We start from the raw sequence: 12,992 nt of genomic DNA, 5'->3' as shown, positions 1-12,992 counted from the left end.
CTACTTTGCCGGCGCATAGATGCCGTCGATAGCCGGCGCGCCATCGGTGTGGACCAGGCCGCGCGCCACCAGGTCTTCCAGATGGGCAAGCACCGACAGGCCGGCCGCGCCATGCAGGCGCGGGTCGGTGTCTCGATAGATCGCGTCCACCATGTTCTTGATTGTCCGGTCGCCGCTGTTGATCCGCTCCAGAATTGCCCGTTCGCGCATTTTGCGATGCGTTTTCAATCCGCGCATGAAGCTGCGCGGCTCGGTCACCGGCCCACCATGACCGGGCAGCAGTAGCCGGTCGTCACGTTCGATCAGCCGATCGAGCGATGTCATGTACTCGGCCATCGCGCCATCCGGCGGTGCGACGATCGTGGTTGCCCACGCCATGACGTGATCGGCCGAGAAAAGGATGCCGGTTCCCTCCAGGGCGAAGGCCGCGTGATTGGCGGTATGGCCGGGCGTCAGCACCGTCCGGATCGCCCAGCCGTCGCCGTCGATCACCATATCGTCCGGCAGCGCGATATCAGGAACAAAGTCGGTGTCGGCGCTGGCATCGAGTGGATTGACCTCGCCGGTGCGCAACGGCCGCGCCGGGCGATGCCGGCCCTCCGCCAGAACCACCGCACCGGTATGCTGCTTTAACCGAGCCGCCAGCGGCGAATGGTCGCGATGCGTGTGGCTGATGAAGATATGGCTGACCGGCCTGGTCCCGATCGCTTCGAGCAGTGTTCGAAGATGTGCCTCGTCATCCGGTCCGGGATCGATCACCGCCAGCGTCTCGCGCCCGACGATATAGCTGTTGGTTCCGTGAAAGGTGAACGGGCTTGGGTTCCTGGCGGTGACGCGTTGAATACCAGGCGCAACGGCTACGCCCTGGCCATAGGCCGGATCGAAGCCTGTATCGAATTTCAGCGCCATGCGAACGTCGCGACCTTTTTTGGGGCGAGGCAAAACCGATTGCCGCATAGCACGGAAGCCAATATAGGAAAACGCAAGGCCGCGTTCGGCGGCAATCCGGAACGGGGAAGACTATGGCAATTGCAACGACGATGCGTCCGCTCATTTCTCTCGCTTTGCCTGAAAAGGGCGCGGCCCGGCTGGCAGGACAGCTTTTGCTGGCGATCGCCGGAACGTTGCTGCTGATCTTGTCTGCCAAGACCAAGGTCATGCTCGGACCGGTAGACATCTCGATGCAGACGCTCGCCGTCTTCCTGATCGCTGCCTCTTTCGGCATGCGCCTTGGCGTCGCTACGCTGCTTCTCTACATGGCCGAGGGCGCGTTGGGCCTTCCGGTCTTCCAGAGCACGCCCGAAAAGGGCATCGGTATCGCTTACATGCTCGGTTCGACCGGCGGTTATCTAGCCGGCTTCGTCGTCATGGCAGCGATCGTCGGCTGGGCTGCCGACCGTGGCTGGGATCGCCATCCTATCAAGCTCTTCAATGCCATGCTGGTGGCCGAGATCGTCATGATGGCAATGGGCTTTGCCTGGCTGGCGCTGTTGATCGGCCCGGAAAAGTCCTGGCAGTTCGGGGTGGTGCCCTTTATCGTCGGCGACCTGATCAAGGTTGCGCTGGCCGCGAGCCTGGTGCCGGCTGTCTGGTCGCTGTTGAAGCGTTCGTGAAGCCGGTCGAGCGGTGATAACCTGTTCTGCGCGACAGTGATTTTTCGCCGTAGTTGGTGTGCCCGTGCAGGATCTTTGTCGCTGGCGGCAGGCTTGTGCGCGATGCCATCCGTCACATTAGCTTCAAGTCGACGGACTAAGTACCAGAACCAACGGGCGATTCGTCACGACCAGCGTAACCAAGCACCTACGCATGGAAATAAATTGCTCGACATAGCATCTCAGCCAGCTGAAAAAGAAAGCGGCTCGGTGATTATTTAGGCACAGCTAAATTTCTGGACAATGTGTAGGAAATTCTTAACCCAACCGCCTTGACTCTAGTGGCTTGGTTGCTTGCTGGTATCCACACACTGTCGTAACCGTTGACCTGAGATCATGCCGCCGACCGCCGAAGGAAGACACGTGAGTAGCGCGGAAAAAACAACGAGCAAGGCAACAGCCCTGTCGCCTGAGTCGACCGCCGCGCCGGCAACGCGCTGGTATGCGGCCAGCGTCTTTCCCGGGAAGGAGCATGTCGCAGAGCGGCATCTCCGGATCCAGGGATTCGAGCCCTTTGTGCCTCGCTGCGAGAAAACCGTGCGTCATGCCCGGCGGCTCGAAACACGGTCCGCAGCTTATTTCCCGGGTTATATGTTCATCGCCCTTGACGTCGCGCTGCAACGTTGGCGCTCGATCAACGGAACGTTCGGTGTGCGCTCCCTCGTCATGCAAGGCGACCGGCCTTTGCCTGTCCCCTCCGGTCTGGTAGAGCGCTTCATTGCGTTGACCGGCAGGCACGGCCTGCTCGACTTCAGTGGCGGCCTCGCAGCCGGTGCTTCGGTTCGGATCCTTTCCGGCCCGTTCGCCGAAATGATCGGTCGCCTTGACCGGCTCGATCCAGCCGGAAGGGCTCGGGTTCTGATTGCGATCATGAATGGCGAGATACCTGTCGACCTTGATACCAGGGATCTCGTCGCCATCGCATAGTCGTAAGCATCGAGGTGCGGCGAGGCGATGCAAATTGTTGTAGGATCGGCTCTCGGGTTTTCACCCGGGAGTGCGGTAGCCGTTCTTCGGTGGGACTAGGCGCTGTCTGACGAGATCGTCTCGTCGGCGCTGATGAGAGTACGCGATATGCGGATAACAATGATTGGTGCCGGCTATGTAGGGCTCGTCTCGGGCGCCTGTTTCGCCGACTTTGGCCATCAGGTCTGCTGCGTCGACCGGGATGCGGAAAAGCTTGCCATGCTCAAACTTGGCAAGATACCGATCTATGAGCCAGGGCTCGACGACCTCGTCACCACGAATGCCGCGCAAGGTCGCTTGCGTTTCGACGACAATCTGGCCGATGCCGTTTCTCAATCGGATGTCGTCTTCATAGCCGTCGGCACGCCGTCGCGGCGTGGCGATGGGCACGCCGATCTGTCCTTCGTTTACGATGCGGCCGCCGAAGTTGGCCGCGCGCTCAAAGGATTTACGGTCGTGGTGACGAAATCGACCGTCCCTGTCGGTACCGGCGATGAGGTGGAACGGATCATCCGCGAGCAAAATCCCGCCGCCGATTTTGCGGTGGTCTCCAATCCGGAATTTCTTCGCGAAGGATCGGCAATCGAGGACTTCAAACGGCCCGACCGCATCATTGTCGGGACCGATGCCGAACGGGCCAAAGCCGTCATGGGCGAGATCTACCGTCCCCTCTCGTTGAATGTCGCGCCGATATTCTACACGAGCCGGCGTACGGCGGAGCTTACCAAATATGCCGGCAACGCGTTTCTGGCCATGAAGATCACCTTCATCAACGAAATTGCCGATCTCTGCGAGCGGTTGGGGGCCGATGTGCAGGACGTCGCGCGCGGCATCGGCATGGACAACCGCATCGGTGCAAAGTTTCTTCATGCTGGACCGGGCTATGGCGGCTCCTGTTTCCCGAAAGATACGCTGGCACTGGTCAAGACCGCGCAGGACGCGGCAAGCCCGGTGCGGCTGATTGAAACGACGGTCTCGATAAACGACCAGCGCAAGCGGGCGATGGCGCGCAAGGTGGTTGAGGCCTGCGGCGGCTCTGTGCGCGGCAAGACTGTCGGTATCCTTGGCCTTACGTTCAAGCCGAACACCGACGACATGCGCGATGCCCCCTCATTGGCCATCATTCAGGCACTCCAGGATGCAGGCGCTTCGATCAAGGCCTATGATCCGGTCGGCATGGAGCACGCGCGCAAGATGATCGAGGGCATTGAATTCGGGGAAAGCGCCTACGCGGTGGCCGACGGCGCGCACGCGATCGTCATCGTCACCGAGTGGAATGCGTTTCGGTCACTGGATCTGAAGCGGCTTCGTGCAGTCATGGCGACGCCGGTGATGGTCGACCTGCGAAACGTCTATCGCGGCGAGGACGTCGTGAGGGAAGGCATAGCCTATTCCAGCGTTGGCCGAGAGCGGCATCTTGTCAGGTGAACATCCAGGTTTTCATGGGGCCTGATTCGCGGGATTCAAATTGATCGCCACCACCATCCATTTACCCAACAAACGGCATCTCCTGCTCCGGATGCGCTTTCAGCTGCTTGGCGGATTGACATTCGCCATCCTGCTGCCGGCGTTGTTACGCCTGTCGGTTGATCAACAAGTGATCTGGCAATCGAACATGCAGGTTACGATCTTCGCGGCATTCATCGCCCATACGACAGGCTATCTGTTTTATAAGCGCATCGGCAATTTCCCGGGCGTTGCAGCGGCTGGCTACATCCTGCCAACCTTCGCCCTGACCTACGGCCTTGTGTTCGCGACGATCTTCTTTTTCAGATTCGACTACAGCCGGTTCCAGGCGGCAGCGAGCTTTATTCAGTCGACATTGTGGTATTTTGGCTTGAGCCTGGCGACGCGTAGGCTGGATGTATACCGGCTGGCGATAATTCCCGGCGGAGACGTCGACAGGCTGGAGAGTGTACCAGGTGTGAGCTGGCACAGGATTCATTCGACCAGCACGGTTGTCGAGCACGCGAGCGGCGTGGTGGCCGATCTTCGAGCCGATCTTTCGGATGAGTGGGAGCGGTATATCGCCGATCGCGCTCTCTCGGGAACGCCGGTCTACCATGTCAAGCAAATCAGCGAATCGCTCACCGGCAGGGTAGAAATCGAGCATCTTTCTGAAAATACACTGGGTTCCCTGAACCCAAACCAGGCCTATCTGAAAATAAAGCAGGCGATAGACTGGGCTTCCGCGTTATTTGTGCTTGTTGTTTTCTCGCCATTGCTGTTGTTCGTCGCAATTGCCGTAAAGATCGATTCGCCTGGACCTGCGCTGTTTAGACAGAAGCGAATGGGCTACCGAGGGCATCCCTACGAGGTCTACAAGTTTCGAACGATGATGCTCAGCGATACAGCTGTCGACGAGAAGGAAGCGGCCATCACGAAGCCCGGCGATACACGCATCACCCGTTTGGGGCAGTTCTTGAGAAAATCCAGGATCGACGAGTTGCCGCAGGCCTTCAACATCCTGCGCGGCGAGATGAGCTGGATCGGACCACGGCCCGAAGCACTTGTACTGTCGAAATGGTACGAGGCGGAGCTGCCATTCTATCGCTACCGTCACATCGTTCGGCCCGGCATTACCGGATGGGCGCAAGTCAACCAGGGCCATGTTGCAGCCGTGGACGACGTCCTGGAAAAGCTTCACTACGACTTCTACTACATCAAGAATTTCTCCCCTTGGCTCGACGTGCTGATCGTGTTTCGTACCATCCGAACCATGCTGACGGGATTTGGCGCGCGTTGACAAAGCGGCAAAGATCGCTAGTCGACACAGCCAAACCAGCACTCACGAGCGCTACAGATGGGGATAAGCACCAGCTTTTTTGAAAGGGATATTTGGAATGTCTGACGTCACGCTGATCAGCGTTGAAAATACCGTCGTATCGACCTCGGAGAAAGCACAATGACTAGGAAGACCGCGCTCATTACCGGCATCACCGGCCAGGACGGCGCCTATCTGGCGGAACTTCTCTTGGCAAAGGGCTATGATGTCCACGGCATCAAGCGGCGGTCGTCGTCGTTCAATACGGGTCGCATCGATAATCTCTATCAGGATCCGCATGAAAAGAACGTAAGACTGTCGCTGCACTATGGCGACATGACCGATGCCACCAACCTCATCCGCATCGTCCAGGAAGTGCAGCCAGACGAGATTTATAATCTCGCCGCACAATCGCATGTCCAGGTGAGCTTCGAGACCGCGGAATATACGGCGAATGCCGACGCAATCGGTACATTGCGGCTGCTCGAAGCCATCCGGCTGCTTGGCCTGACAAAAAAGACGCGTTTCTATCAGGCATCGACGTCCGAGCTCTACGGCAAGGTGCAGGAGATCCCGCAGCGGGAGACGACGCCTTTCTATCCCCGGTCGCCTTATGCGGCTGCCAAGATCTATGCCTACTGGATCACAGTGAATTACCGCGAAGCTTACGATATCCATGCTTCCAACGGCATCCTCTTCAACCACGAGAGCCCGATGCGCGGCGAGACGTTCGTCACCCGCAAGATCACGCGCGCGGCTGCCGCCATAAGCCTCGGCCTTCAAGACAAGCTCTATCTCGGCAATCTGTCAGCCGAGCGGGATTGGGGGCATGCCCGCGACTATGTCGAGGGCATGTGGAGAATTCTTCAGAACGACGTACCCGACGACTATGTCCTTGCAACCGGAGTGAAGAACTCGGTCCGTCGCTTCGTCGAGCTTGCATTCAATGAGGTTGGGACCGAGATCCAATGGGTTGGTTCCGGCATAGATGAAAAAGGCATCAATGCGAAATCCGGCGCCGTTCTGGTCGAGGTGGACCCGCGCTATTTCAGACCCACCGAAGTAGAACTTCTGATCGGCGACGCCTCGAAAGCGGAGCGCGTTCTCGGGTGGAAGGCGACGACGTCGCTGGCAACAATGGTCCAGGAAATGGTCCAGTCCGACCTCGAAACGGTAAAGCGGGAATCCGAGCACCGGCGTCTTGACGAAGATCGGATACGCGTTGCGGCCCAGTGAGCAGCCTCGGACCCGGTTGACATGAAAATCTCGGTCTTGACCGTCTGTTGGAACTCGGCGGTGACGATCAGGTATACGATCGACAGCTTCCTGGCCCAGGATCATGGCGCCAAGGAGCTGGTGATCATCGACGGCAATTCGTCGGACGAGACGCTGGCAATAGTCCGGTCTTACCCACAGGAAGAGATCCGGCTGGTCAGCGAGCCCGACAGCGGGATGTATGATGCGCTCAACAAGGGGTTGCGCCTCTATACCGGAGACGCGGTAGGCGTGCTGAATTCAGACGATTGCTTTCACGATCGTGCGGCGCTGGAGCGGATCTCGGCAGGGCTCGAACAGGCCGATATCGTGCATGGCGACCTGGATTTCGTCGAAGACCATCTGAGCAAGCGCGTCGTACGGCGTTGGCGTGCCGCGGCCCGACCCGCCAAGGGTTTTCGGGCCGGATGGATGCCGGCCCATCCAACGTTCTACGTCAAGCGAAAGGTTGCGGACGCGGTCGGTGCATTCGACCTCAGCCTCAAAGTTGCATCGGATTATGATTGGATGTTGAGAGCTGTTGAACTCCACGGTTTCCGAATCGCTGCCTCCGGCCACGTCTTGGTGGACATGATGGTCGGCGGGGCCAGCACGAGGAGCTTGGGCGCTTACATCGGGCACAATTTGGAAGCATTGCGGTCGCGACGCCAATGGCTGAGTTCCGGTCCGATCGACTATGCGCTTGTTGCCAAGCCGGTGCGGAAATTGGGGCAGTTTTTCGGCATTGAGGGTGGCAGCACCGCCAAGCAAAGCCGCGCGGAGTAAATTGAACAGTGGTTTCGTTAGATAGTTCAAATGCATCGAAGGTCGATCCAGAGGTGAAGCGCGATTACGCTCACGTCTCTGCTCCAAATGGCCATCGCCAATTCTATCGGGATCTCCTTGCCGGCCTCTTTGACCTCGAACCGGTAACAGGACGCCTTGGACCTCGGCTGTGGCTTGATATGGTTCGGGCCCGCCACCTCCTGTTTGGCACCATAGATGACGATTACGTTGGTTTTATAGCAGTTACGTTGGCAAGATCGCTGATCGGACGGCGGACGGTTGGGCTTTTTCTGAGGCCGTCCGGTTGCTTCGCGAACGGAAGGCTCGTTAGCCGCCTCAAGAGATGGATTTTCCGGTGCTTGCGGTATCTGCCTGGACTGTCGCTCTTTACGATTTTGCCGTTCAAATTCGATCGCAGATTTGCCCAGGTCGCCCACGGGTGGGTGCACGACCCCCAGATGTGGGACGTTCATGATGGCGCGGCGCTTACCGAAACCAGCCAGCTGTCACGCGACGTGCTGGCCGCGGCTGGCGGGCGCGCAATTTTGTGCTTCCTGGGCAGCGTGAGAAAATCAAAGGGCTTCGGATTCTTGGTCGATGTTTTTTCCGACCACCCAGACCTCGCTAAAGATGTTTTTGTGGTTGCTGCGGGGCGCGTCGATCCGGCCTGTGACGGGGACTGCGCTCGTTTGATTGCTGCCGGCGGAATGGTGGTTGACCGGTTCGTGTCGGACGACGAACTCCTGAGCCTGTACAAAACCTGCGATTTCGCCTGGTGCTGCTACGGGCCGGACTACGATCAGGCCTCGGGTATATTCGGGCGAAGCATACAATTGGGCACGCGTCCGATCATCCGTAAGGGCGCGTATCTTGAGAAATATGCGCAAGAAGGTGTGGTTGCGCCAATATGTCTAGCTTATGGCGATACCGTTGACGCTGCCGCCCATATTGCAACTGCCGCAGCCAATCGATCTGACAAGCCCGAGCGGCTGGGTGAAATCGTTGGCGGGTGGCGGTCCGATTTTGTCCAGAAAATCCGCGCGGCCCTTTGACCTGCAGGCGGATGTGCGTCAATACCGCTGATAGCCGGTATTTGGCAGGCTGCAATGATAAGTGCTGACGATTGAGATAAAGGCTGATCATGTTACACCTCTTGGGTCCCAAGGCGAAGATATCATTGCGTGACGTGGGGCGGCGGTTCGGGTTCGACGTGCGCCTGAATGGCATTAATTCGCGCGATGATTTGCGTCTTGTGCATTTTCTTCACATGCACGAAATCGATCTCGTAATCGACGTTGGTGCCAACAAAGGCCAGTTCGGCACGATGCTGTTTGCGGCGGGATACCAAGGTTCGATGATTTCGTTCGAACCGCTCCCAGACGCGCATTCCGAACTCATACGCACGGCCAAGGCGTTTGACGGGCGCTGGACGGTCGGACCGGCTGTTGCGCTGAGCGACACTACAGGGACGGCGACGTTCCACGTCACGGAGGCAGCGACGAGCAGTTCGTTGCACGAGCCGCGCGAGTCGTTTGTTGAGCATACTCCTCGAGTGGCCGTCGCCAAACGGATCGAGATCGAGACAGAGCGGCTCGATGCTTTCGCCAATATGATCGACCTCGCCGGTAAACGAGCGTTCTTGAAACTTGACGTGCAGGGCGCTGAAGCGGCCGTTCTTGCAGGTGCTTCCGCCGTCCTGCCGCAACTGCGAGGCGTCCTGTCGGAACTGTCGCTGGTCGAACTCTATGCGGGGCAAGCGACAGCTCTGGAGGTGCATCAACTCATTGCCGGCGGTGGGTTCGAATTGTGGGATGTCTGGCAAGGGTATCGAAACCCGCGGACGCAGCGCTTAACCCAGATTGATGCACTGTATTTTCGCGAAAGCCAGACTTGAAAGTTGAACAATGTGCAAGTTGGTTTGAGAGTGAACCCAGATCCAATCAGGAGCTTTCCAAACATCAAAGCGACGAGTGGGACGGTTGCCGCACAGATTGTTCGAATCCCATGAATGTTGTCCAGATAGTCGGCTGCGCGCTCAACACTGGTGCGGGTCGAGGAATCCGCGCTGTGCACGAAGCCTTATTGGATGCAGGAGTTCGTTCACGCATCCTAGGGAGGGTTGAGCGAGACCTTCCGGAGGACTTGTTCGCTAGAAGAGTTCCCTTGCTGCAACGTCTGCCTGTTGGTGTTAAGAACCGTTTCTACATGTGGCATTTAATGCGCCGGTTCGGCGAGATCCCACCGAATTTCCACCCTATTTCCCACGGCCTCCACCTCCACAATTCGCGTGAATATCGGAAAGCTGACGTTATCCATGTCCAATGGGCCCACGCACCGACGCTTGGGCCGGCATTCTGGCGCGCGATCAGACATGAAAAGCGGCCGGTAGTCTGGACGCTTCGCGACATGTGGCCGTTCACTGGCGGGTGTCACTTCTCTGGTGCCTGCGAGAAATATGCCAGTGGTTGTGGCCAGTGCCCACTCTTGGGTGGAGGAGGCGAGAGGATCACATCCGACGATGTTGCATTCAAAGCCGAGCACTACGGGCCACAGTCGGTATTCGTCGCGATTAGCGAGACGATCGCCGAGCAGGCCCGAAAGAGTACGGTCCTGTGCGGGCGCACTATACATGTCATCCCCAACAGTGTGCAAATGAGCCAGCTTCGAGCGATGGACAAGGCGCAGGCGCGTAGCGCATTGGGGCTCCCAGCGAACACATTCATAATCGCCTCCGGTGCTTTGAATCTGGCCGATCCGCGCAAAGGCGCGGATATTATGCGTCACATGCTCAACGTTTATCGAGGTGACAAAAAAGTTCACTGGTGTTTGTTTGGCAACGGACTTGCAGAACTAGTCGATCCGGCGCCTGAAAACTGCACAGGTCTTGGCCTCATCCGCGACGATGTCATTCTCAACCAGATATATTCGGCCGCCGACGTGTTCGTGATGCCCTCACTTCAGGAGTCGTTCGGCAAGGTCACGGTCGAGGCGATGGCATGTGGAACTCCTGTAATCGGGCTCATCAAAACGCCAGCCGAGGAGATCATTAGCCACGGGCAGACCGGGTGGTTGGCAAAGCACGGTGATGCTGACGCGGTAGTGGCTGCTGTTGAGACAGCACGCGCCCTGCCAGTTGCATTATTAAGGAGTGTTGGAGTGAGCGCACGCAGCGCCGTGATCGACAGATATTCACCAGAGGCTATCGCCCATCGCTATATCGACCTGTATGAATCCCTGCTAAGTGCCAGTTAGCGGCCGTCGGTGGCCTGAGGCGCGACGTAATAAGAACAGACTGTGCGCTGATTAGATTCTTTGTCGGAGGCTAAAAATGAATACGTTAAAGCCTTGTGGCGAGGCGAAAGGAATTTTGTGTGCCGCAAAGGCTGAGGGGTGCTAGTCAAGAGGTGGGCGGCTGTTATGCCATCCGGTGATCACGCGCGGCCCGCGTATCGCGAGACCTCGATTGTGCCGTACATAAGAGCTTCATGATGCTCCAGAAATTGTCAGGTTTTGTCGGACGATATTGGAAATACATTTCAAACTCACTCTGGTTGATTGCTGAGAAGCTGCTAACGAGTTTGATGACGCTTTTTGTGGCTGCCGCGGTGGCGCGCTATCTCGGGCCTAGCGATTTTGGATTACTTTCCTACGCATTCTCTTTGGCACTCCTCTTTGCGGTCGCCGGACAACTTGGGCTCGACGGGCTGGTCATTCGAGAAATCGTCAACCGCCCCGATGACGTGCCACGCGTACTCGGCACCGTGTTCGTTTTGAAGTTCGCTGGGCATTTGCTCGGAGCCACAGGTCTGGTCGTTTATGCGCTGTCTGTCAGCATGCATTCGACGGAGCGTATATTGTTATTTTGGGCCGCCGCCTTCATACCCTTGGCGGCGCTGTCCGCGTTCCTCGGACTCTGGTTCCACGCTCGCGTTCAGGCCCGGTACAATGCCGTCTCCTCCAGCATATCGACGCTGATGGTCGGCCTGGGGAAACTAGGGCTTGTGTGGACAGGCGCTGGAGTAGTGGCGTTTGCTGCTGCAAATGTGGTCCAGGTCTTGATCACGGCCGCGCTCTCCCTCCGCTTTTACAAGCAGCAGAAAGGTCCGCCTTTATCGGCATTGCGGTTCTCACCGGCATTGGCCAAGACCCTGCTCTCAGAGAGCTGGCTGCTTTTCCTTGGGTCCATCTTTGCGCTCATTTACCTGAAGATCGACATGATCATGCTTCGCTGGCTGGCAGGGCCGTCAGAGGTTGGCACCTATGCAGTCGCAGCCGCCCTGTCCGAAGCAGCATACTTCGTGCCGGCCGCGTTGGTCGCCAGTGTGTTTCCTAAGCTGATCGAGTCCGCGAAAACCGATCAAGATTTGTTTGACAGGCGGCTTCAGGCGGTTTTCGACGTCTTGTGGCTGGCAGGGCTTGGCCTTATCGCGACGATGCTCCTGTTGGGCGGTCCTATTATCCGCCTTTTTTTTGGAGCTCAGTACGAGGCATCGATCCCGGTGCTGCTGGTCCATGTCCTGTCTGCGCCGTTTTATTTCATGCGGATCGCATTCACGCGATGGACGATCATAAAAGGTGGCGCGACATTCTTCCTTATCACTGAAGGCCTGGGCGCGCTGACCAACGTGGCGCTTAACCTCCTACTCATCCCCCATTATGGGAGTGTGGGTGCCGCTCTTGCTACGTTCCTCTCATACGCGACGGCCTCCTACCTCACCTTGGCCATCCCGCGCCGAACGAGGCCGGTTTTCATGATGATGTCGCGCTCTGTGTTGAAGCCGTGGCGGGCTCCCAAAGAATTTTTGAAGTTTGTAAAACGAAGCGCCTATGCCTGACCGGGCAATTCCAAGACAGACCAGAAGCAAAAGCGGAGCTATGAGCGCATGACGGTGTTGAACAGAATGGCGACAAAGTGGAACCACTTTGCGCAAGCTTCGAACAATACGAGAGCCGCCGTCGAGTTATCTCGGTTGGGTCTCCCGTACATGCCGTGGTCCGATGCGTCCCTTCTTCCTTCAGCCCTGCAGGTGGTGCTCAACGAAATTGAAATCAATTCCCGCAAGACAATCGTGGAATTTGGAAGTGGTATTTCGACGGTCTACATTGCCCAAATCCTGTCACGGCTTGGGGGCCGGGTTGTCAGCTTCGAGAGCGACGCGGAATGGGCAACATTCGTTGAAGATCGGCTCGCAGCACTGAACCTGTCCGAATTCGCCTCGGTCGTTCACGCGCCATTAGGACCTTGCACCTTGAGCAAGAATGGCTTGGACTGGTATGATCAAGCGGCCGTTGCAGCGGCTGTGCAGGATCTGTCGGTCGATTGTGTGCTTGTCGATGGTCCGCCTGCCTACAAGACTGGATATGAACTGGCGCGCTACCCCGCACTTCCGGCACTCCAGGCGCAACTCGCGCCAGATTACGCCGTGTTTCTCGACGATATCCATCGCCTTGGCGAAAAACAGATATTGCGGCTTTGGGCCGATCTCTTCGGCATCAAATTTCTCTCCTTTTTTTCTAAAGGGAACATAGCCCGCGGTGTCCACGGCGTGGCACACTTCACTGTGTGATTG

Annotated in this window: 11 protein-coding genes and 1 pseudogene; 11 read left to right on the top strand and 1 reads right to left on the bottom strand. The window is 57.7% G+C overall.

Translation table 11 applies throughout. The annotated features are described in order from the left end of the window. The gene (locus NKI97_RS07760) at nucleotides 1-909 is read right to left on the bottom strand and encodes an MBL fold metallo-hydrolase (protein WP_352745406.1); all 909 of its coding nucleotides are present in this window, start codon (nucleotides 907-909) and stop codon (nucleotides 1-3) included. A 113-nt stretch (nucleotides 910-1,022) separates the two neighbouring features. Between NKI97_RS07760 and NKI97_RS07755 the strand changes: the two genes are divergently transcribed. The 11 genes and pseudogenes from NKI97_RS07755 (at nucleotide 1,023) to NKI97_RS07705 (ending at nucleotide 12,989) form a co-directional block, all read left to right on the top strand. Continuing rightward, nucleotides 1,023-1,613 (top strand): biotin transporter BioY, encoded by a 591-nt coding sequence (locus NKI97_RS07755; RefSeq protein ID WP_352745408.1) that lies wholly within the window; start codon nucleotides 1,023-1,025, stop codon nucleotides 1,611-1,613. 375 nt (nucleotides 1,614-1,988) lie between these two features. After that, nucleotides 1,989-2,579, top strand: a complete 591-nt coding sequence (gene nusG, locus NKI97_RS07750; protein WP_352745411.1) for a transcription termination/antitermination protein NusG — start codon at nucleotides 1,989-1,991, stop codon at nucleotides 2,577-2,579. Between the two features lie 147 nt (nucleotides 2,580-2,726). Beyond that, nucleotides 2,727-4,046, top strand: a complete 1,320-nt coding sequence (locus NKI97_RS07745; protein ID WP_352833376.1) for a UDP-glucose dehydrogenase family protein — start codon at nucleotides 2,727-2,729, stop codon at nucleotides 4,044-4,046. Nucleotides 4,047-4,086: 40 nt separating this feature from the next. Next, nucleotides 4,087-5,364, top strand: a complete 1,278-nt coding sequence (locus tag NKI97_RS07740) for a sugar transferase (protein WP_352745415.1) — start codon at nucleotides 4,087-4,089, stop codon at nucleotides 5,362-5,364. A 159-nt stretch (nucleotides 5,365-5,523) separates the two neighbouring features. Then, nucleotides 5,524-6,643 (top strand): annotated as a pseudogene (gene gmd / locus NKI97_RS07735) (GDP-mannose 4,6-dehydratase). Next, nucleotides 6,640-7,422 (top strand): glycosyltransferase family 2 protein, encoded by a 783-nt coding sequence (locus NKI97_RS07730; protein ID WP_352745417.1) that lies wholly within the window; start codon nucleotides 6,640-6,642, stop codon nucleotides 7,420-7,422. Before gmd ends, NKI97_RS07730 begins: the two are co-directional and overlap by 4 nt. Nucleotides 7,423-7,781: 359 nt before the next feature. Further along, complete coding sequence (locus NKI97_RS07725; protein ID WP_352833373.1) at nucleotides 7,782-8,474, top strand: glycosyltransferase family protein; 693 nt, start codon at nucleotides 7,782-7,784, stop codon at nucleotides 8,472-8,474. A gap of 134 nt (nucleotides 8,475-8,608) precedes the next feature. Next, nucleotides 8,609-9,316, top strand: a complete 708-nt coding sequence (locus tag NKI97_RS07720; RefSeq protein WP_352745472.1) for an FkbM family methyltransferase — start codon at nucleotides 8,609-8,611, stop codon at nucleotides 9,314-9,316. A gap of 269 nt (nucleotides 9,317-9,585) precedes the next feature. Further along, nucleotides 9,586-10,674, top strand: coding sequence for a glycosyltransferase (locus NKI97_RS07715; protein ID WP_352833370.1), 1,089 nt, complete (start codon nucleotides 9,586-9,588; stop codon nucleotides 10,672-10,674). Nucleotides 10,675-10,907: 233 nt separating this feature from the next. Continuing rightward, nucleotides 10,908-12,257, top strand: a complete 1,350-nt coding sequence (locus tag NKI97_RS07710; RefSeq protein ID WP_352745428.1) for a flippase — start codon at nucleotides 10,908-10,910, stop codon at nucleotides 12,255-12,257. A 48-nt stretch (nucleotides 12,258-12,305) separates the two neighbouring features. Continuing rightward, the gene (locus NKI97_RS07705) at nucleotides 12,306-12,989 is read left to right on the top strand and encodes a class I SAM-dependent methyltransferase (protein WP_352833367.1); all 684 of its coding nucleotides are present in this window, start codon (nucleotides 12,306-12,308) and stop codon (nucleotides 12,987-12,989) included. Nucleotides 12,990-12,992: the final 3 nt, after the last annotated feature.

This window comes from Mesorhizobium sp. M0296 (assembly GCF_040321675.1).
In the GTDB taxonomy this organism is placed as follows: Bacteria; Pseudomonadota; Alphaproteobacteria; order Rhizobiales; family Rhizobiaceae; genus Mesorhizobium.
The sequence above is the reverse complement of the archived record's forward strand: the minus strand, read 5'-3'. Positions and strand labels throughout refer to the sequence as shown.

Excerpts from the sequence above, each read along its gene's own strand:
- NKI97_RS07730 (WP_352745417.1), top strand. The coding sequence starts at position 6,640 with ATGAAAATCTCGGTCTTGACCGTCTGTTGGAACTCGGCGGTGACGATC.
- NKI97_RS07745 (WP_352833376.1), top strand. The coding sequence starts at position 2,727 with ATGCGGATAACAATGATTGGTGCCGGCTATGTAGGGCTCGTCTCGGGC.
- NKI97_RS07710 (WP_352745428.1), top strand. The coding sequence starts at position 10,908 with ATGATGCTCCAGAAATTGTCAGGTTTTGTCGGACGATATTGGAAATAC.
- nusG (WP_352745411.1), top strand. The coding sequence starts at position 1,989 with ATGCCGCCGACCGCCGAAGGAAGACACGTGAGTAGCGCGGAAAAAACA.
- NKI97_RS07755 (WP_352745408.1), top strand. The coding sequence starts at position 1,023 with ATGGCAATTGCAACGACGATGCGTCCGCTCATTTCTCTCGCTTTGCCT.
- NKI97_RS07705 (WP_352833367.1), top strand. The coding sequence starts at position 12,306 with ATGACGGTGTTGAACAGAATGGCGACAAAGTGGAACCACTTTGCGCAA.
- NKI97_RS07760 (WP_352745406.1), bottom strand. The coding sequence starts at position 909 with ATGGCGCTGAAATTCGATACAGGCTTCGATCCGGCCTATGGCCAGGGC.